At 70.4% G+C, this 19,363-nt stretch carries 17 protein-coding genes; 7 read left to right on the plus strand and 10 right to left on the minus strand.

What is annotated here, in order from left to right:
- Positions 1 to 52: 52 nt before the first annotated feature.
- The 3 genes from AB0H78_RS32870 to AB0H78_RS32880 form a co-directional block, all read right to left on the minus strand.
- A complete protein-coding gene (locus tag AB0H78_RS32870) occupies positions 53 to 943 on the minus strand; it encodes a carbohydrate ABC transporter permease (protein ID WP_363238388.1) in 891 nt (296 codons plus the stop codon).
- A 2-nt stretch (positions 944 to 945) separates the two neighbouring features.
- Positions 946 to 1,854: a sugar ABC transporter permease gene (locus AB0H78_RS32875; RefSeq protein ID WP_363238389.1), complete on the minus strand. Its 909-nt coding sequence runs from the start codon at positions 1,852 to 1,854 to the stop codon at positions 946 to 948.
- Between the two features lie 92 nt (positions 1,855 to 1,946).
- Positions 1,947 to 3,329 carry an extracellular solute-binding protein gene (locus AB0H78_RS32880; RefSeq protein ID WP_363238390.1) on the minus strand — a complete coding sequence of 461 codons (1,383 nt, stop codon included), beginning with the start codon at positions 3,327 to 3,329 and terminating at the stop codon, positions 1,947 to 1,949.
- A gap of 252 nt (positions 3,330 to 3,581) precedes the next feature.
- Between AB0H78_RS32880 and AB0H78_RS32885 the strand changes: the two genes are divergently transcribed.
- The gene (locus AB0H78_RS32885) at positions 3,582 to 4,607 is read left to right on the plus strand and encodes a LacI family DNA-binding transcriptional regulator (RefSeq protein WP_363238391.1); all 1,026 of its coding nucleotides are present in this window, start codon (positions 3,582 to 3,584) and stop codon (positions 4,605 to 4,607) included.
- A gap of 39 nt (positions 4,608 to 4,646) precedes the next feature.
- On the opposite strand, the gene AB0H78_RS32890 is transcribed toward AB0H78_RS32885, so the two are convergent.
- Complete coding sequence (locus AB0H78_RS32890; protein ID WP_363238492.1) at positions 4,647 to 5,318, minus strand: hypothetical protein; 672 nt, start codon at positions 5,316 to 5,318, stop codon at positions 4,647 to 4,649.
- Positions 5,319 to 5,409: 91 nt separating this feature from the next.
- Between AB0H78_RS32890 and AB0H78_RS32895 the strand changes: the two genes are divergently transcribed.
- From AB0H78_RS32895 to AB0H78_RS32905, 3 genes are all read left to right on the plus strand, one after another.
- Positions 5,410 to 5,916 (plus strand): tetratricopeptide repeat protein, encoded by a 507-nt coding sequence (locus tag AB0H78_RS32895; protein WP_363238392.1) that lies wholly within the window; start codon positions 5,410 to 5,412, stop codon positions 5,914 to 5,916.
- Positions 5,913 to 6,890 (plus strand): phosphotransferase, encoded by a 978-nt coding sequence (locus tag AB0H78_RS32900; protein WP_363238393.1) that lies wholly within the window; start codon positions 5,913 to 5,915, stop codon positions 6,888 to 6,890. The genes AB0H78_RS32895 and AB0H78_RS32900 overlap by 4 nt, the downstream gene beginning before the upstream one ends.
- A 244-nt stretch (positions 6,891 to 7,134) precedes the next feature.
- Positions 7,135 to 7,497, plus strand: coding sequence for an AraC family transcriptional regulator (locus AB0H78_RS32905; protein ID WP_363238395.1), 363 nt, complete (start codon positions 7,135 to 7,137; stop codon positions 7,495 to 7,497).
- Between the two features lie 86 nt (positions 7,498 to 7,583).
- On the opposite strand, the gene thpD is transcribed toward AB0H78_RS32905, so the two are convergent.
- Genes thpD through ectA form a run of 4 tightly spaced genes read right to left on the minus strand, consistent with a single transcriptional unit; the run spans position 7,584 to position 10,723 of the window.
- Positions 7,584 to 8,483, minus strand: a complete 900-nt coding sequence (gene thpD, locus AB0H78_RS32910) for an ectoine hydroxylase (protein WP_363238396.1) — start codon at positions 8,481 to 8,483, stop codon at positions 7,584 to 7,586.
- A gap of 6 nt (positions 8,484 to 8,489) precedes the next feature.
- A complete protein-coding gene (locus AB0H78_RS32915) occupies positions 8,490 to 8,888 on the minus strand; it encodes an ectoine synthase (protein ID WP_363238397.1) in 399 nt (132 codons plus the stop codon).
- A gap of 31 nt (positions 8,889 to 8,919) precedes the next feature.
- The gene (ectB, locus tag AB0H78_RS32920; protein WP_363238398.1) at positions 8,920 to 10,188 is read right to left on the minus strand and encodes a diaminobutyrate--2-oxoglutarate transaminase; all 1,269 of its coding nucleotides are present in this window, start codon (positions 10,186 to 10,188) and stop codon (positions 8,920 to 8,922) included.
- Positions 10,189 to 10,213: 25 nt separating this feature from the next.
- Complete coding sequence (gene ectA, locus AB0H78_RS32925) at positions 10,214 to 10,723, minus strand: diaminobutyrate acetyltransferase (protein ID WP_363238399.1); 510 nt, start codon at positions 10,721 to 10,723, stop codon at positions 10,214 to 10,216.
- Positions 10,724 to 11,194: 471 nt separating this feature from the next.
- Between ectA and AB0H78_RS32930 the strand changes: the two genes are divergently transcribed.
- Positions 11,195 to 14,287, plus strand: a complete 3,093-nt coding sequence (locus tag AB0H78_RS32930) for a phosphocholine-specific phospholipase C (RefSeq protein ID WP_363238400.1) — start codon at positions 11,195 to 11,197, stop codon at positions 14,285 to 14,287.
- A 42-nt stretch (positions 14,288 to 14,329) separates the two neighbouring features.
- On the opposite strand, the gene AB0H78_RS32935 is transcribed toward AB0H78_RS32930, so the two are convergent.
- Positions 14,330 to 15,436, minus strand: coding sequence for an aminotransferase class V-fold PLP-dependent enzyme (locus tag AB0H78_RS32935; RefSeq protein WP_363238401.1), 1,107 nt, complete (start codon positions 15,434 to 15,436; stop codon positions 14,330 to 14,332).
- Between the two features lie 71 nt (positions 15,437 to 15,507).
- Between AB0H78_RS32935 and AB0H78_RS32940 the strand changes: the two genes are divergently transcribed.
- The gene (locus AB0H78_RS32940) at positions 15,508 to 16,593 is read left to right on the plus strand and encodes an amidohydrolase family protein (RefSeq protein ID WP_363238402.1); all 1,086 of its coding nucleotides are present in this window, start codon (positions 15,508 to 15,510) and stop codon (positions 16,591 to 16,593) included.
- A gap of 27 nt (positions 16,594 to 16,620) precedes the next feature.
- Here AB0H78_RS32940 and AB0H78_RS32945 read toward each other — a convergent pair whose 3' ends face one another.
- The gene (locus tag AB0H78_RS32945) at positions 16,621 to 18,063 is read right to left on the minus strand and encodes an arylsulfatase (RefSeq protein WP_363238403.1); all 1,443 of its coding nucleotides are present in this window, start codon (positions 18,061 to 18,063) and stop codon (positions 16,621 to 16,623) included.
- A gap of 320 nt (positions 18,064 to 18,383) precedes the next feature.
- On the opposite strand from AB0H78_RS32945, the gene AB0H78_RS32950 reads away from it, so the two are divergent.
- Positions 18,384 to 19,331 carry an SCO1860 family LAETG-anchored protein gene (locus AB0H78_RS32950; RefSeq protein ID WP_363238404.1) on the plus strand — a complete coding sequence of 316 codons (948 nt, stop codon included), beginning with the start codon at positions 18,384 to 18,386 and terminating at the stop codon, positions 19,329 to 19,331.
- Positions 19,332 to 19,363 lie beyond the last annotated feature (32 nt).

Raw genomic sequence — 19,363 nt, forward strand, 5'->3', positions numbered from 1 at the left:
CGGGGGAAGCGGGGGGAGGCGGGGGGGGAAGGGGAAGGTCAGTCGAGGCCGGTCACTTGAGGCCGGTTCCTGCGATGCCCTCGACGATGCGGCGCTGGAACAGCGAGAACACGGTGAGCAGCGGGATGGCGCCGAGCACGGCGGAGGCCATCAACTGGGCGTAGGGGACGCCGAACACGTCCTGGACGGAGGTCAGTCCGACCGGCAGCGTCATCATCTCCGGGTCGGTGACGACGAGGAGCGGCCAGAGGAAGTTGTTCCACACGCCGACGAAGACGAAGATCGTCACGGCGGAGACGGCCGGGCGCGAGATGGGCATCACGATCTGCGCGTACGTACGGAGCCAGCCCGCGCCGTCCGCACGTGCCGCGTCGATCAGCTCGCGCGGGATGCCGTCGAAGAACTGCTTGAAGACGAAGACGGCGACGACGTTGGGGATCTGCGGCAGGATCACGCCCCAGTAGGTGTTGAGCAGACCCGCCGATTCCATCGCGAGGAACTGCGGGATCATCAGGACCTGCCCCGGGATCATGATCCCGGCGAGCAGGATGAGAAACGCGGTGCGCCGTCCCCGGAAGCGGGTCTGGGAGAGCGCGAACGCGGCGAGCGAGGCCACCACCACGGTGAGCACCGTGGTCAGGGCCGAGGTGATGAAGCTGTTCGCGTACCAGTACGGCAGCTTGCCGGCGTCGAAGATCTCTCCGTAGGCGGCGAAGGTCGGATGCGCCGTGAACCAGCCGGTCGGATGCGTGACCACCTCCTGCGCGGGCCGGATCGAGGTGGCGAGAGCCCAGACCAGCGGGGCCAGCCAGAGCACGGCGAAGGCGATCAGGGTGCCGAGGGCGACCCGGTTGAAGAGACGCTCGGCGTCGAAGCGGCGGGCGGGCCGCTCGGCGGTGGCCGGACGGCTCTCGGCAGCGGTCCTGGGGATGGTCGCGGTCATGGTCAGTTCTCCTTCTCGGTGCGGCGGACCAGGGCGAACCAGACCAGGGAGACCAGCAGGATCACCACGAAGAGCAGCAGCGAGACGGCCGAGGCGTAGCCCACCCGGCCCTCCACGAAGCCGCTGTCGTAGATCAGTTGGAGCGAGGGGCGGGTGGAGCCGTCGGGGCCGCCGTTGGTCATCATGTAGATCTGGTCGAAGACCTTGAGCGAGGAGATCACCTGGAGGACGGTGACCAGCGTCGTGGTGCGGCCCAGCATCGGGACGACGATCAGACGGATGCGCTGCCAGGGGCCTGCCCCGTCGACCGCGGCGGCCTCGTGCACCTCGCGGGGGACCTCCTGCAGACCGGCCAGGTAGAGCACGAAGTTGAAGCCGATCGTCCACCACACGGTGGTCGCGGCGATCGAGATCATCGCCCAGTCCGGGTCGCCCAGCCAGGACGGCGGGGTGTCCACGCCGAGCGCGGTGGTGACCGACTGGGCGAGGCCCACCTGGTCGGCGAAGATGAACATGAACAGCAGCGACACCACTGCGGACGGCAGTACGAACGGCGCGAAGAACGCGAAGCGGAAGAACCAGCGGCCGCGCACGAACCGGTCGGCGAGGAGCGCGAGCACCAGGCTCAGCAGGACGAGCGGGACGGTGGTCAGTACGGCGAACCACAGGGTGTGGCCCAGCGTCCGCCAGAACTCGGAATCGCCCAGGACCGAGGCGTAGTTGGACCAGCCGACGAAGTCGCCGAGGCCGGACTTGAGCAGGCTGGTCCCGAAGAATCCGGCGACCATGGTGTAGAGCAGCGGCCCCACCAGGAACACCAGATAGAAGAGGGCGAAGGGCAGCAGCATTCCCGGCCCGGCCCAGCGGTCACCCCGGCTGGTCGGTGGGGGAGGAGCGGTTGTGGTGGCCATGGGCAGGCCTTTCGGTCAAGGCGTAAGAATCCAGGGGCGGGTGGCGCCGGTTGCGGCGCTGGTGAGGGGGGTTCGGAGCGATCGGGCCGGGATCAGACCGGCGACGGCTGCGCCGCCAGTTCCCGCAGCTCGCGGCGGATGCGCTGAGCGCCTGCCGTGGGGCTGGTCGCGCCGGTGAACACGGAGGTCACCGCGTCGCCGACCACCACCTGCAGGATGCTGCCCGCACCCCCGTACCAGGCGGCCGGGTCGTAGGCGGCGCCGTCGGCGGCCGCCGCGTAGTGCGACTGGGGCGTCAACTCCCGGTACGTGCGCGAACGCTGCGTGGGAAGCCAGGCCGGCACATGACCGCCCTCCGCCCACAGATGGCTGGAGTGCAGCATCGAGGCGATGAACTCCAGTGATCCGTCCATGCGTTGGGCCTTGGCCGAGGGGGCCTTCGGCAGCACCAGCGCGTGCGAGTCGGCCGCACAGGCGTAGGCCGCGTCGTCGAAGATCCGCGGCAGCGGCCGCATGTCGAACTTCACCTCGGCGGCCTTCACCGCGAGGACCTGCCAGACGCCGTCCATCAGGAAGCCGGCCTTGCCGGTGTTGAGCAGCGTGATCGCACCGCCCGCTCCGTCGGCCGCGGCCGGCACCACCTTCTCCTTGGTGAGCCGCCGCATGTACGCGAGCGCTTCCGCGGCGGCGTCCATGTCGACGACCACCCGCCGCCCCTGGTCGGCGACCAGGTCCCCGCCGCCGAGCTGGCGGTAGAGCGACCAGAACAGCCGGAACTGGGTGGAGGCGTCCTTCACCGAGGCGATCGAGCCGCCCCACGCACCGGTCACCTCCTTGACCGCGCGCATCGCGTCGATGAAGGCGTCCGGGCCGTCCAGATTCGTCAGGTTCCCCTGCCCGTCGAGCAGTCCGGCCTTCTCCACGATGTCCGTACGGAAGTAGAGGACGAAGGGATGCGTGTCGAGGGGAATGGCGTGCAGGACGCCGTCCACCTTCGCTTTCTTCCAGGGCCGCTGGTCGAAGCGGTCCGGCGTCAGCCCGTGCCGGGCCATGGCGCTCTCGTCGATCTCGGTCAGCAGCCCTGCCTGGGCGAGTGTCGGCACCTTCGAGAGGTGCGCCACCGCGACCTGCGGCGGCCGGTCGCCGAGCGTGGCCAGGGTCAGCTTCGTGTAGTACGGGTTGCCCCATACGAAGGTCGCCGAGCGCAGGTCCACGGAACGGTGCGAGGACCGGAACTCCTTCTCCATGGCCAGCATCCGCTCGCCGTCGCCGCCGGTGAACGGGTTCCAGAAGTTCAGCCGGCCCGGCGCGGGGGCGCCGCCGGTGAACCCCTGCGCCACGGTGCTGCCGCAGCCGGCGGCGCCGAGCGCGGTGGCCCCCGCCACGCCGAGCGCCGCCGTCCCGCGCAGCACACGGCGGCGGGTCGGACCGGACGGCGGGGCGACGGGCTGAGGAGGCGGTATGCGGTCCCGCATGGGCATGTGTCCTTCCACGACAACTGTGGAGTGCAACGTTGGAATGCGAAGCGGCGAGCATCGGATTTCCCGTGCGCCGCTGCGTTTACAACGTTGTATCCAGCCGGTCATGTGGCGTCAACACTTCCGGAAGAATTTCCTGCTGGGAGAGCGGGCGGCTACGTTCGGCGACCAGAGATTCCAACGTTGCACCATGGCGTACGCTGCACCCATCGAGGAAGGCCGATGGCGGGCCGATGGAGAGAGGGTCGCGTGGCTGGAAGCCGTCTGAAGGATGTCGCGGAGCGCGCCGGAGTGTCCATCAAGACGGTGTCCAACGTCGTCCGCGGTGAGATCAAGGTCGCCGACCGGACCCGTGAGCGCGTCCTGCGCGCCATCGCGGAGCTGGACTACCAGCCGAACGCCTCCGCCCGCCATCTCCGCACCGGCCGCAGCGGCATCATCGCCCTCGCCGTGCCCGAACTCGTCTCGCCGTACTTCGCCGAACTGGCCGCACAGGTCATCGCGGCCGCGAAGAAGCGTGGCTGCACCGTCCTCATCGAGGACACCGGCGGCGATCCCGCCGAGGAGCTGAGGATCGCCTGCGGGCTGAGCGACCCGCTCATCGACGGCGTCCTGCTCAGCCCCCTCCGCCTCGACGAACAGGTGCTCGGCGCCCGCAAGCAGCGCGTGCCGCTCGTCCTGCTCGGCGAGCAGTCCTACGAGATCCCCGCCGACCATGTCCTGATCGACAACGCGGCCGCCGCCCGTGAGGTCACCGAGCACCTGCTGGCCCTCGGCCGTCGCCGCCTCGCCGTCATCGGGCAGCCCTCCGGGCTCGCGCACGCGACGACGGTCCAGCGCATGCACGGTTTTCTGGCCGCCCTGCATGCCGCCGGCGTCCCGCACGACCCCCGACTGGCCCCGGACACCCGCGAGTTCACCCGCTCGGCAGGCGCCGCCGCGATGCGCACCCTGCTCGCTCTCGAAGACCCGCCGGACGCGGTCTTCTGCTTCAACGACCTGCTCGCCGCGGGGGCCCTGCGATCGGCGTACGACCAGGGAGTGCGCGTCCCCCAGGACCTGGCCGTGGCCGGCTTCGACGACGTGGAGGAATCCCGGTACGGCACCCCGTCGCTGACCACGATCGCACCGGACAAACGGGGCATCGCTGAGCTGGCCGTGGACGCGCTGATGCGCCGTATCGAGGCGGGCGTCGCGGGGACGACGCCCCCGCACGCGCGGCACCTCGTGGGGTACGAGCTGGTGGTCCGGGAGAGCACGCGAGCCGAGGGCTGATCGCAGAGCTCGTCCCGATCGCCGTACGCCCGCGGTGAGTTACGCCAGCCAGATGCGCAGGGGCCCGATCGCCTCGAAGCCCTGCGCGAGCGCGTCGTCCAGATCGTCCCCGGACTCGTACCCGACGAGCGGGAGCGAAGGCCAGAGCTCCGCGATCGGTGCGAGCGCGCCCGGCCAGGCGCCGAAGGTGTTGGAGAAGCCGACCACCGAGGCGCTGCGGTTCGCGACGGCGCCTGCGACGAGGGTGGACCCGTCGTATCCGGCGAACACGGCGACCGTCTCGTCGCCGAGGAGGTCGGGGAGGAAGAGTCCGGTGACGCCGCCGTCCCAGGCAGCCTCCCAGGCGGCCAACTCACCGGCGGTCTCCACCCGTTGCCACTGCAGGTCCGTGGCGGGGGCCGGAGCACCGGCGGCCCGGTGGATCCACTGGGCGTCGAAGAGCACCTCGAACCCGTCCGCGGCCAGATCCAGACACCCGAAACTGTCCTTCACCGAGCACCCGCCCGAGGCGATGTCGACCCGGCCGAGAATCTCCGGGGTGTCGGCACCGGCGGTGAGCGTCACCGCGTCCGGATAGAACGGCGGCGTGCGGCGGGAGGCGGTCCAAGCGGTGGCACCGAACGCGCCCTTCACCCCATGCGTGCGGGAAACCGCGTCGCACCACTCGGCGTTGTTCAGGGCGGCTGCACGCACCAGGGCGTCGTTGTCCATGATCACGCGGGTGATGCTGCCGTACGGAACACGGGCGCGCCATCGCTTTATGCCTTGCCGCCGGCCCTCCGCCGTGCAAGCGTGACCCGTCATGAACGGTGATCATGAATGGGACGCTGCCCTGGCCGAGGCCGTACAGCTGCGTGAGCAGGGGCAGCCGGAGCAGGCGCGCGAACGGCTCCTGGTCCTGGCGCGGACCTACCCGCAGAGTGCAGAGGTCGCCTACCAGACGGCCTGGGTGCACGACGTGCTCGGCCTGGAGGCGGACGCGGTCCCGTTCTACGAACGGGCGTTGAGCGCCCCGGGCCTCACGGAGGAGGACCGCCACGGCGTGTTCCTGGGCCTCGGCTCCACCTACCGCGTCCTCGGCCGGTATACGGAGGCGCTGCGGACCCTGCGCCAAGGCCTGGAGGAGTTCCCCGGCGATGCCGCCCTGCAGGCATTCCTGGCGATGACGCTCTACAACACGGGCTCGCCAAAGGACGCGGTGAGCACCCTGCTCAAGGTCCTCGCGGCGACGAGCGAGGACCGCGGTGTCAGGGAATACCGGCGCGCGATCGAGCACTACGCGGACGACCTCGACATGGTCGAGCAGTGAGCGGACCGGCGATCGACCGTGACCGTCTGACCGGCCTCCTGAGCACGGCCTACGGAGGCCGGCGCACTCTCGGCGCGGTGAGCAGACTCAGGGGCGGCAGCAAGAAGGGCGTCTACCGGCTCGGCTTCGACGACGGATTCTCGGCGATCCTCTACGTCTGGTCCGCCGACGAGAACTACTGGCCGGAGCAGCACGCGGAGCCGGAGCCCTTCGCCGACGGCACAGGCGCCGACCTCTTCGAAGCCGCACACCGGACGCTGAACGGCCTGCGTGTACGGGTGCCGGAGCTCCATCTCCTCGACCGGAGCCGGAGCGTGTATCCGGCGGACGTCGCGCTGGTCGAGGACGTACGGGGCGGATCGCTCGAAACGCTGTTGCAGCGGGACCCGTCGCGGGGCCGGCAGACGCTGGACAGGCTCGGTTCGGCACTGCGGGTCATGCACGGGCACCTGTCACCCCGGCCGGGGAAGGTGGCGCTGGTCGAGCGGGGCGAGTGCGTACCGGCGGACTCGTGCGAGCAGGCCGTACGGGAGCGCGCGCTCCGGCACATCGCGGAGATCGCCGCCCGCGACGAGCGCGGTACGAAGGCGCGCGGGCGGCTGGAGGCAGCGGTGCGATCGCTGGCTGGGGCGGTGGAACCCCGGGCCGAATACCGTCTGATCCACGGGGAGTTGGGCCCGGACCACGTCCTGGTGACCCCCGACGGTGAGCCCGTCGTCATCGACATCGAGGGGCTGATGTACTTCGACGCGGAGTGGGAGCACGTCTTCCTGGAACACCGCTTCAAGGACGGCTACCCCGCCCTGCGCGCCCCGGACCTCGACGAGGCACGTCTGCGCCTCTACACCCTGGCCAACCATCTCTCCCTGGTGGCCGGCCCGTTGCGGCTCCTGGACGGGGACTTCCCCGACCGCGCGTTCATGACGGGGATCGCCGAACACAACCTCGCCGAGGCCCTCGCGCTGGTCGGCTGAGGCGCCGTGAACCCGGTGGCTCTTGTCGGGGTCGGATGGGTGGGCCCCCCTGCCGACCGATACCTGGAGTGTGGCGTTTCCGGCGCGGAGTAAAGGGCGCGACTGCGTCGCGTCGGCTACGCCGATTCCGCTGCGCTCCACCCTTGACACCACCCCTCCACCGCAAAAACTTGGCGGGTTATCGGAACGGCTCCGCCTTCACCTCGACACACTCCAGCGCCGCGCGCCGGGCGGTCCCGCTGAGGTGAGTCGACTCGCCGTCGGGCTACGCGAGTTGCTGGATTCCCGGATCAGCGAGGGCATCTCCCTGAGTGAGGCGTCCGCCATCCTGACCGCCCACCCCACCCACCTGATCCGCTGTTTCAAGCAGGCTTACGGTCTGCCGCCCCACGCCTATCTCACCGGCAGGCGCATCGACCAGGCACGTCGACTGCTCCTCGACGGCCGCCGCCCCGCCGATGTCGCCGCGACTGTGGGCTTCCACGACCAAGCCCACCTGAACCGACACTTCACGCGCCACGTGGGCACGACGCCCGCACGCTACCGACGGACGTCTCCGATTACGGCTGCCAAGTCCGAGCCGTTCCCCACGCGGGTCTGCACGTGACAAGTCTGCACGTGACAAGGGGCCGGGGCAGAGCCGCTCTTGGCGGCTTCGCCCCGGCCCCTTGTGCCGGTCAGCGGGTCAGCAGGTCAGCGGACCGGGGTGAAGTCCCGGGCGCCGATGAACTCCGGGCGGCGTACGGGGGCCGCGAAGGGCTCCACCGCCGCGTTCTCCACGCTGTTGAACACGATGAAGACATTGCTGCGCGCGTACGGGGTGATGTTGTCGCCCGAGCCGTGCATCGCGTTGCAGTCGAACCACGTCGCCGAACCGGCCGCGCCCGTGAAGAGCCTGATGCCGTGGCGGTCCGCCATCTTCGTCAGGGCCTCGTCCGACGGGGTGCCGGCGTCCTGCATCTGCAGGGACTTCTTGTAGTTGTCCTTCGGCGTCTCGCCCGAGCAGCCCAGGAACTGCTTGTGCGAGCCCGGCATGATCATCAAGCCGCCGTTGGTGTCGAAGTTCTCGGTCAGCGCGATCGAGACCGACACGGTCCGCATGTTGGCCAGGCCGTCCTCGGCGTGCCACGTCTCGAAGTCCGAGTGCCAGTAGAAGCCCGAGGCTCCGAAGCCCGGCTTCACGTTGATCCGGGACTGGTGGACGTAGACGTCCGAGCCCAGGATCTGACGGGCCCGGCCCACCACGCGCGGGTCGCTGACGAGCTGCGCGAAGACCTCGCTGAGCTTGTGCACCTCGAAGACCGAGCGCACCGACTGGGACTGCGGCTCGATGATCGAGCGGTCGTCGGCCCGTACGCCCGGGTCGCTGATGAGGCGGTTCAACTCGGCCTGGTAGACCGTCACTTCATCCGGCGTCACCAACTGGTCGACGGTGAGGAAGCCGTCCCGCTCGAAGCCCTGGAGGTCGGCCTGCGAGACCGGGCCCGGCGCCCCGGGCGGCGACCAGATGACCGGGTCCTGGCGCGGGGTGACGACCTCGGACGTGCCGCGGGATGGATAGAGATCGGCTCGAATGTTGGAGATGACGGTCATGGGGACTCAGACCTCCTCGGTCAGCAGCGGGTAGACACCGTTCTCGTCGTGGTCCTCCCGTCCGGTGACGGGAGGGTTGAAGACGCACACGCAGCGGAAATCGGTCTTGGGCCGCATGGTGTGACGCTCGTGGCCGTCCAGCAAGTACATCGTGCCGGGGGAGATCCAGTGCTTCTCGCCGGTCTCGTCGTTGGTGAGCTCGGCCTCGCCCTCGGTGCACAGGACGGCCTCGATGTGGTTCGCGTACCACATCTGCGTCTCCGTACCCGCGTACAGCACGGTTTCGTGGAGCGAGAAGCCGACCTTCTCCTTGGCGAGCACGATGCGCTTGCTCTCCCAGGTGCCTGAGGCGGACTTCACATGGCGGTCGGTGTTCTCGATGTCCTTGAACGAGCGGACGATCACGGTGAGTTGCTCTCTTTCTCTCGGTGCGGGGTCAGGCGGTCTCTCGTACGGAACGGGCGAGGATGCGCAGTCCCTCGTCCAGCTCCTCGGGGGTCACGGTCAGCGGCGGCAGCAGCTTGACGACCTCGCTCTCGGGACCCGAGGTCTCGATGAGCAGCCCGAGCTCGAACGCGCGGCGGGCGACCGCCGTGGCGCGCGCCTTGTCGTCGAACTCCATGCCCCAGACCAGGCCGCGGCCCCGGAAGCTCACGCCGATGGCGTCCAGCTCGTCGACGATGTCGAGCAGCGCGCGCTCGACCTGCTCGCCGCGGGCCTGGGTCTGCTTCTCCATCTGGCCGTCGGCCCAGTACGTGTCGAGCGCCGCGGTCGCGGTGACGAACGCCGGGTTGTTGCCGCGGAAGGTGCCGTTGTGCTCGCCCGGCTCCCAGATGTCCAGCTCGGGCTTGAACAGGCAGAGCGACATGGGCAGTCCGTAGCCGCTGATGGACTTCGACAGCGTGACGATGTCCGGCGTGATGCCGGCCTCCTCGAAGGAGAAGAAGCCGCCGGTGCGGCCGCAGCCCATCTGGATGTCGTCGACGATCAGCAGCATGTCCTGGCGGTGGCACAGCTCCTGCAGCGCGCGCAGCCACTCGACGCGTGCGACGTTGATGCCGCCCTCGCCCTGGACCGTCTCGACGATCACGGCGGCGGGCTTGTTGAGGCCGGAGCCCTGGTCCTCCAGAAGCCGCTCGAACCAGAGGAAGTCGGGGACCTGGCCCTCGAAGTAGTTGTCGAAGGGCATCGGGGTGCCGTGGACGAGCGGAATGCCCGCGCCCGCCCGCTTGAAGGCGTTGCCCGTGACGGCGAGCGCGCCGAGCGACATGCCGTGGAAGGCGTTGGTGAAGGAGACGACGGACTCGCGGCCCTTGACCTTGCGGGCCAGCTTGAGCGCCGACTCCACGGCGTTGGTGCCGGTCGGGCCCGGGAACATCACCTTGTACGGGAGGTCGCGCGGGCGCAGGATCACGTTCTGGAAGGACTCCAGGAAGGCCCGCTTGGCGGTCGTCGCCATGTCCAGGCCGTGCGTGATGCCGTCGCGCTCGATGTAGTCGATCAACGCCCGTTTCAGGACAGGGTTGTTGTGGCCGTAGTTCAGCGACCCGGCACCGGCGAAGAAGTCGAGGTAGGTGTGGCCGTCCTCGTCGTGGAGGTAGCTGCCCTGGGCGTGGTCGAACACGGCGGGCCAGCTGCGGCAGTAGCTGCGTACCTCGGACTCCAGTGTCTCGAAGACGCTCAGGGCGGGCGGGGTGATGGTCACAGCAGGTCTCCTGTGGTGGGGGGTGTCAGGCGGCCGGTACGGGGCTGATGCGGTACAGGACCTCTGGCTCGTGGGCGGCTCCCTCGGGGAACAGCCCGCCGTCGAAGAGGACCTCGCGGGTCAGTGACGCCCCGTGGCGTTCCGCGTACGCGGCGAACAGCCGGTCGGAGGCGGTGTTGTCCGGGGTGACGGTCGTCTCCATCTCCCGCACTCCGCCCGCCGCCGTGACCTTGGCGGTCAGCGCGTCGAGCAGCTGCCCGGCGAGGCCGCGTCCGCGGTGGGCCCGGTCGACGGCCACCTGCCAGACGACGAGGGCCTCGGGGCGCTCGGGACGTACGTAGCCGGTGACGAAGCCGATGGGCGCTCCGTCGGCGCCGCGCGCCACGACGGAGGTCGCGGCGAAGTCGCGACACCACAGCAGGTAGCTGTACGAGGAGTTGAGGTCCAGTACCTCGGAGTCGCGGGCGATGCGCCACATCGCGGCTCCGTCCTCCACTCGCGGGGTATCGATCTCCAGCTCCAGGAATTCGGTCATGGGGATGAAATTTACCCAGCAAATTCAAAAAATGCATTCTGGGGTGGGGTTGGCTGGAGAGGCTGTTCGTGTTATCGCGCGGGCGCGGGTCCTGGCCCAGGGGTGGGCAATTCACGTGGTTTGTACCGGAATTAACGGGCAAATCAACCTTCGTGTGGGGTCGGTCACACCTCCGTAACGACTGCGAAGCGCGCCCGAATTACGCAGTTCGGTCTTGTTGAAACTCTAGCGTTTAGGGTCGGAAAAACGGGGCAGAAGAAAATGGGAAGCTGTGCTGATAAAGGGCCTGTTCTGCATTTCCAATTCCAATATGTGGGATTGCGATAAACGCGGAACGGGCCTCTGTCGCGCCCCCGCCCTCCAAGGTTCGGTCAGAGTTCACGCACACCCCTGGCCTCGTCCGCATAAGTCTCGTATCCATAACGGGTCTGGACCGACGAACTCACGGATGAGCCAAGGAGCTAGCCAGCCATGTCCCTCGACGTCTCACGGCGCACCCTGCTGGGCGGTGCCGCCGGAGCTGCGGTGCTGTCCGCCCTGCCGCTGAGTGTGCGCACCGCACTCGCCGCACGCGCCACGCCAGGACGGCTCGACGACATCGAGCACGTCGTCGTCTTCATGCAGGAGAACCGGGCCTTCGACCACTACTTCGGTACCCAGCGCGGGGTGCGCGGTCTCGGCGACCGCACCGCGATACGCACCACCAACGGCAGATCCGTCTTCCACCAGCCCGATCCCTCGCGCGCCGAGGGCTATCTGCTGCCCTTCGCGATGAACGCCGCCCACACCAACGCCTACCGCCAGGGCGCCGCCGCCTTCGGCTTCATCGACTCCCAGTCGCTGTGGCGCGACGGCCTCGGCGACGGCTACGTCAACGGCCGCGGATCGGGCTACCTCGGCCAGGGCTTCTACGAGTCCGCCGACATGCCCTTCTACGCGGCACTGGCCTCCACCTTCACCATCTGCGACAACTACCACGCGTCGATGCAGACCAGCACCAACCCCAACCGCGAGTACTTCATGACGGGGACCAGCGGCGGCACCGTCAGCGACATCGCGGTCCACGACAACACCGAGACCGCCGCCGGTTACACCTGGACGACGTACGCCGAGCGCCTGGAGAAGGTGGGCATCAGCTGGAAGACGTACCAGGCCCGCGACAACTTCGACGACAACGCCCTCGCCTGGTTCAAGCCCTTCCACGACGCCGAGCCCGGCGAACCCCTCCACGACCGCGGCATGACCATGGTCGGCGACGCGGCCCACGCGGGCGACCCGCACGCGATGGGCGACGCCCTGGTCGCCGCCTTCAAGGCCGACATCGACAACGGCGCACTGCCACAGGTCTCCTGGCTGGTCGCCCCCGCCGCGCTCTCCGAGCACGCCGACTACCCGCCGCCGGACGGCGAGGACCTCACCGCGCGCCTGATCGAGGCGCTCGCCGCCAACCCCGAGGTATGGGCGAAGACCGTCTTCATCCTCAACTACGACGAACACGGCGGCTTCTTCGACCACGTCCTGCCCCCGGTGCCGCCGCTCGCCGCCGGACGCGGCAAGTCGACGGCGGACCCGGACGGCGAAGTCGTCGTACGGGTGACGACGGCCGCCGGCAGGACCCAGATGCGGGTCGTCGGCCAGGACGGCCGCTACCGCGTCAAGTCCGCCGACGGGAGCCTCGGTTGGTCCGACACCCTCCCCGCCGGCGAGAAGCTCGTCTCCGGGCCGCACGCGCTCGGCCTGGGCATCCGCGTGCCGATGATGGTCGTCTCGCCCTGGACGCGCGGCGGTGTCGTCGACTCCGCCGTCTTCGACCACACCTCGGTCATCAAGTTCCTGGAGCGCCGCTTCGGCGTCCGCGAGCCCAACATCAGCGACTGGCGGCGCTCGGTCACCGGCGACCTCACCTCGGTCTTCGACTTCACCGGTGAGGAGATCGCCTGGCCCGAACTCCCGGACACCAGCGGCAATGTGGCCAAGAGCGCGGCCGCCGCCTCCAGGCCCACCATCGCCGTGCCGAACCCACAGTTCTTCCCCCGCCAGACCCGCGGCACCCAGCCCGCACGTGCCGTTCCGTACGCACTGCGGGTGACCTCCCGCATCCGCGACGGCAAGGCGGAGCTGACCTTCCGCAACCAGGGCCGCCAGGCCGCGGTCCTCCAGGTCTACCCGGAGCCCGGCACCGCCCCCCGCCACTACACGGTCGGCGCACGCGCCTCCCTCGCCGACACCTGGACCCTCGGCCCCGACGGCGGCCACGACCTGCGCGTCCACGGCCCCAACGGCTATCTCTGGCACCTGCGCGGCGACGACACCGCGCCTCTCGACGCGCACATCGACGAAGACCACGACCGTGGCCGCCTCACCGTCGAGGTCTCCAACCGCGGCCGCCGCGCACGCACCGTCCTGATCGGCGACCTCGCCTACGGCGGGGGAGTGCGCGAACTCCGCGTCCCCGCAGGGAACTCACGGCAGATCACGGTCAAGGTGCCCGCCGAGCGCTGGTACGACATCGCCGTCACCGCCGCCGACGACCCGCACTTCCTGCGCCGCTTCGCCGCCCGCTTCGGCGACCGCAGGCCCGGCGTCACCGACCCCGCGATGGGGCTGCCCGAAGCGCTCACCGTCGAGGTCACCTCGGGCGCGGGCGACGAGCCGGTGGTCGCGCCGGGCGCCGCGACCCGCTTCACCGCCACCGTCACCAACCGGGGCGACGCCCCGCTCACCCACGTCCAGGCCGCACTGAGCGCCCCGGCCGGCTGGCGGACCAGGGCCGCGACGGGCGACGCGCCCAGGACGCTGGCCCCAGGAGCCTCGTACAGCCTGAGCTGGGACGTCACCCCGGCCGGAACGGCGAAGGCGTACGACTCCGGGCGGCTGCTCGTGGCCGTACGCGGCCAGGCCCACGACGGGCTGCGGCTGGCGGACGGCGAGGTGCAGGCCCGCATCGCCCCGTCCATGGCGGGACACCTGATCGGCGAGGACTTCCAGTCCCTCGCCGGCACGCTTCAGCCGCGTGCCGGGATCCTCGGCTGGACGGCGACCGCACCGGCCGGCTGGTCGGTCGTCAACGCCGCTCAAATGCCGCAGGGAACCAAGGAGTTGCAGGGCTGGACGTTCCTCACCAAGCGGTCCTGGGCGGCCGGCGGCCAGGACCGTGCCGCCTTCGGCAGGGCGCTGGGCATCGTCGCCGTCGCCGACCCGGACGACTGGGACGACACCGGATCGCCTTCCGCCAAGGGGAAGTTCGACTCGACGCTGGTCTCCCCGGCGGCCAGGATCCCCGTGGGTGCGACGAAGCTGTACCTCGGCTTCGACTCGCACTACCGCCAGGAGGACCCGCAGAAGGCCGAGGTGCGGGCCGTCTTCGACACCGGCCAGGAGCAGGTGCTGCTCGCTTACGGACCCGGCTCGGCGGACGCCGAGAACACCTTCGTCGCAAGGGAGTTGACGGTTCCCGAGGGCGCGGGGAGCGTGAGGCTGCGCTTCCGGATGTACGACGCCGGGAACAACTGGTACTGGGCCGTGGACCACGTCAGGCTCGGCACGGAGCCGATCACGGGCTGACCTGCCGGACGCCGGGCGGGGGAGGCCCCGCCCGGCCGCACGTCAGGCGCTCAGCCAGGCCTCGGTGACCGCGCGCCGCGCCGCTTCCAGGTCCACGACCGCCCCCGTCTCGCCGAGCGCGGCACCCAGCGCGGCGAGCGAGGAGTGCACCACGCCCTGGGTCGCGTCGGGGCCGTAGTGGTTGATACGGATCATCTCCTTGGCCAGCGCCCCGCCGCCCGCGATCAGCGGCAGCGTGGGGTCGGCGGCCAGCGCCTTGGCGACCAGCGCGGAGGCGTCGACTCCCGCAGGGGTGCGGAGAGTTGTGGCGACGGGGGCCGCGTCGGCGGCCTCGTACACGTACGGCTCGAGACCCCCGCCCAGCGCCAGCGCACCCGCACGCGTCGCCGTGGCGGCCCGTGCGTGACGCGCCTGCACCGCATCCAGGCCCTCGGCCTCGATCCGCTCCATGCACGCCTCCAGCGCCAGCATCTCCAGCTGGGCGGGCGCGTGCAGCAGCGTCTTGCGGCCGCCGTCGATCCAGCGCTGCTTCCAGTCCAGGAGCGAGAGGTACGAGGCCCGGGGCGCGGCCTCGTTCGCCGCGAACCGCGCCCACGCGCGCTCGCTCACCGACACCGCCGAGACCCCGGCGGGCCCGCCCATCGCCTTCTGCGCGCCGATGATGCACATGTCGACGCCCCACGCGTCGGGCAGCACCGGCTCGGCGCCGATGGAGGCCACCGCGTCGAGGTAGAACAGCGCGCCGTGCGCCCGTACGACCTCACCGATCTCCGCGACCGGATTGGTGTTCCCCGTCGCCGCCTCCGCGTGCACCAGCGAGACGAAGTCGATCTCCGGGTGCTCTGCGAGCGCGGACCGGACCTGGTCGGCGGTGACGGCCGTGTGGAAGGGCACCGCCAGGTCGACGACGGTGACCCCGCAGTCGCGCAGCCAGTTGCCGAAGGTCTGGCCGTAAGGACCGGTGATCACATTGAGCGCGGTCGAGCCGGGCGCGGCGCCGGAGCGGATGCAGCCCTCCAGCGGGAGCAGCGCCTCCCCCTGCATGATCACGACGTCCTGCTCGGTGGAGAGCAGGGAGGCGACCCGGCGCTCGATGCCCGCGAAGTGCGCGGCGGTGAGCGGGGCGAGGTCGAGGAGGGGGTGCGTCACGGTGGTGCTCTCTTCGCGAGTTCGTTCGGGCTGCCGTGTCGAGGGTACCTACGGCGTTCTAGGGTCGGTGCATGAGCGATCACGCGGTGCTGCATGTGAAGGGGCGGGTGCTGGTCGGCCCCGACGACGTACGGGACGAACTGTGGGTGACCGGCGGCCGGATCACCTACGAACGCCCGGCCGCCGAGGCCGTCACCGTCGAGGGCTGGGTGCTGCCCGGCCTGGTCGACGCGCACTGCCATGTCGGGCTCGGCCCGCACGGCGCGGTCGACAAGGAGACCGCGGAGAAGCAGGCCCTCACCGACCGCGACCTGGGCACGCTCCTCCTGCGGGACGCGGGATCGCCCTCCGACACCCGCTGGACGGACGCCCGCGAAGACCTCCCCAAGATCATTCGCGCGGGCCGGCACATCGCCCGTACCCGCCGCTACATCCGAGGCTTCGCCCACGAGGTCGAGCCCGGCGACCTCACCGCCTACGTCGCCCAGGAGGCCCGCAGGGGCGACGGCTGGGTCAAGCTCGTCGGCGACTGGATCGACCGCTCCACCGGCGACCTGTCCGCCTGCTGGCCGCGCGGCGCGGTCGAGGAGGCGATCGCCGAGGCGCACCGCCTCGGCGCCCGGGTTACCGCACACTGCTTCGCCGAGGACTCGCTGCGCGACCTCGTCGAGGCGGGCATCGACTGCATCGAGCACGCCACGGGCCTCACCGAGGACACCATCCCGCTCTTCGCCGAGCGCGGCGTCGCGATCGTCCCCACCCTCGTCAACATCGCCACGTTCCCCCGCCTCGCGGCGGGCGGCGACGAGAAGTACCCGCGCTGGTCGGCCCACATGCGCGACCTGCACGCCCGCCGCTACGACACGGTGCGCGCGGCCTACGACGCGGGCGTCCCCGTCTTCGTCGGTACGGACGCGGGCGGCACCCTCCCGCACGGCCTGGTCGCGGCCGAGGTGGCCGAACTGGTGAAGGCGGGCATCCCGACGGCCGACGCCCTGGCCGCGACGGCATGGTCGGCCCGCGCCTGGCTCGGCCGCCCCGGCCTGGAGGAGGGCGCCCCCGCGGATCTGGTGGTGTACGAAACGGACCCGCGCCAGGACCACCGGGTCCTCGCGGCGCCGCGCCGCATCGTCCTCAACGGCCAGGTGGTGGGCTGAGCGACCGCCCGCTCACACCGGCCCCGCTCACACCAGGCCCGGCTGCACCTCCAGCGCCGTACGCCCCACCACCAGCGTCTCGTCGTCGACGTACCCCTCCGGCCGGTCCCGGAGGGCGTCGACCAGCATGACCCGCCACAGCTCCAGGCTCTCGGGGCGCTCGGCGGCCAGGTCGTGCAGCTCCTGCGGATCCTCGGTCAGATCGAAGAGCTGCTCACGCCCGCCGCCCGAGAACCACACGTACTTCTCGCGCCCGTCCGTCAGCCACTGCATCGACTCCCCGAACAGCGTGTGCTCACCGTGCAGATACGGCCGCCACCCCGCCACCTCATCACCGCGCGCCAGCCCCAGCACACTGCGCCCGTCGAGCCCTTCAGGGACCTCAAGACCCGCACACTCCAGCAGCGTCGGCATCACGTCCCGCAGCTCGACGACCTCCGACGGCGTGCTCCCGCGCGGGAGTTCACCCGGCGGCCCCGCCAGGATCAGCGGGACGCGCGCCGAGCCCTCGTACGGATACGCCTTGCGCCAGAGCCCGTGCTCGCCCAGCATCTCGCCGTGGTCGGACGTGAAGCAGATCCAGGTGTCGTCGCCCAGGCCGAACTCCCCGAGCGCGGCGACGAAGCGCTGGATCTGCTGGTCGATGTGCGACATGTGGCCGTAGTAGCCGGCGCGCGCCCGCTGGACCGTACCGGCGTCATACGAGGCGTAGTTGGCGTCCGCGCGCGAATCGTCGCGCCACCCCTCCAGGGCGTCCGCCCAGTCCCCGCGCACGGGTTCGTACTGCGGGGCGCCGGTGTACTGCTCGAAGGCCCAGCGCGGTGGGTCGTACGGCGGATGCGGCCGGTGGAAGGAGAGGTGCAGCAGGAACGGGGAGCCGGGGTCGCGCCGGTACAGGAAGTCGATCGCCTCGCTCACCACCCAGTTGGTGGGGTGCAGCCGCTCGGGCCGGTCCCAGGGGCGGGCGACCACGCTGTTGCAGTCCAGGCCGTTCTCCGTGTAGTCCGAGCCGGGCACCTCGCCCGGCTGCCGCTCCAGCCAGGCCAGATAGTCGTCGTGGAAGCGCGGGTCGCGGCCGCGTTCGCGGGCGAAGTGCAGATAGCCGTCGTGCAGCGTCACCTCGTCGAAGCCGAGCCGGTTGCGCTCGGGGTACGTGTGGAGCTTGCCGATGGCGCGCGTCTGGTATCCGTGGCGCCCGAACTCCCCGGCCAGCGTGACCGGGTACTCCCAGGGGACCCCGTCCCGGTAGCCGGTGCGCCCGTGCGAGTCCTGGGCGAGCCCGGTGTGCAGCGCCGCCCGCGCCGGGATGCAGGACGGCACCGCCGAGTAGGCCCGCTCGAAGCGCGCACCGCGGCCTGCGAGCTGGTCGAGGTACGGGGTGCGTACGACGGGATGCCCGGCCGCGGAGAGGCAGTCGCCCCGCCACTGGTCGACAGAGATCAGCACGACATTGCGGGGGGATGCGGACACCGGGCGCTCCTTGGGCAGTTGCTGTGTTCGGCGGCATGATCGCATTGACGCGGGCGTGACGCGGAGCCGGAGTGTGTCGTTACACCTCAACGCGCGCGCCCCTGCGTATGTGTGAAACGAGGGGCCCAGAGGAACGCACGTGCCGAAAGATTCGAATACGAGCACGGAAACCCCCCTTTGGGGTGAACTCACGCCAGGTTGCTGTTCATTCACTCTCAGTGCGTAAAGATTCCCGTGTCTCAGTCACCGACCGCGCCCGTGATGTCCCCCATCGGCGGGCGCGTCGGCGGCTTCCTGTCTCTTGTGGGGGTTCCACCGCCTTGAACAGCAACACCTTTCGCATGCCCGCACGCCGTCGCGCCGCCGCCGCTCTGGTGGCCGCCGCACTGACCGCCGGCCCCGCGGTCCTGCTCGCCGCCGCCCCGGCGCACGCCACGGGCGGCGACGGAAAGGCGAGCGCTGTCGTGCTCCGTACCGGACTCGACGTCTCGCTGCTCAACAAGACCGTCGACGTCCCGCTCAATGTCACCCTGAACGACGTCCAGGCGCCCGCGAGCGCCGAGAAGACCGCGCTGACCGTGAAGTTGGACGCCGTCGACCGAAACAGGCCCTTCAGTGTTCTGCGGGCCGATGTGGCCACCGCGAAGGCAACGGTCGATGCGCACAAGGCCGAGGGATACGCCAATCTCGCGCACGCCAGGATCCACCTCCCCGGGCTTCCGCTGCTCTCCCTGATCGAGGTCGAGCAGGTCACCTCCAAGGCGGTCTGCGAGGCGGGCAAGCAGCCGTACGCCGACTCCAATCTCCTCGGTCATGTGACGGTGCTCGGCAAGAAGGTCACGGTCTCCGCAGGGGGTACGACCAAGATCTCGGTGCCCGCGGTCGGCGAGGTCACCCTCGACCTCTCCAAGACGCACACCACCTCGCGCACGGCAGCCGCCGTCGCACTGCAGCTGAAGGTGTCGGTCAACCCGCTGAAGCTCAATGTCGCCGAGGTGACCGGTGACATCACGCTCGCCGAGGCGACGTGCGAGTCGCCCAAGGCGCCCGCTCCGCACGAGGGCGGCAGCAGCAGTGGCGGCAGCGGCAGCGGAGGCACGGAACCGCAGTCCGCCAAGGACCCGGTCGCCGTCAAGACCGCCGCGAAGGAGAACCTTGCCGAGACCGGCGGCAGCTCCATGACCCCGTACATCGCGGGCGGGGCAGTGGCCCTGGTCGCCGCGGGCGGCGGCGCGCTCGCGTTCGCGCGTGGTCGCAACCGGCGCTGAAACAGACCGAGTTGAGGGCCGCCGGGGGCGGG

The organism is Streptomyces sp. NPDC050738, assembly GCF_040654175.1.
Lineage (GTDB): Bacteria > Actinomycetota > Actinomycetes > Streptomycetales > Streptomycetaceae > Streptomyces.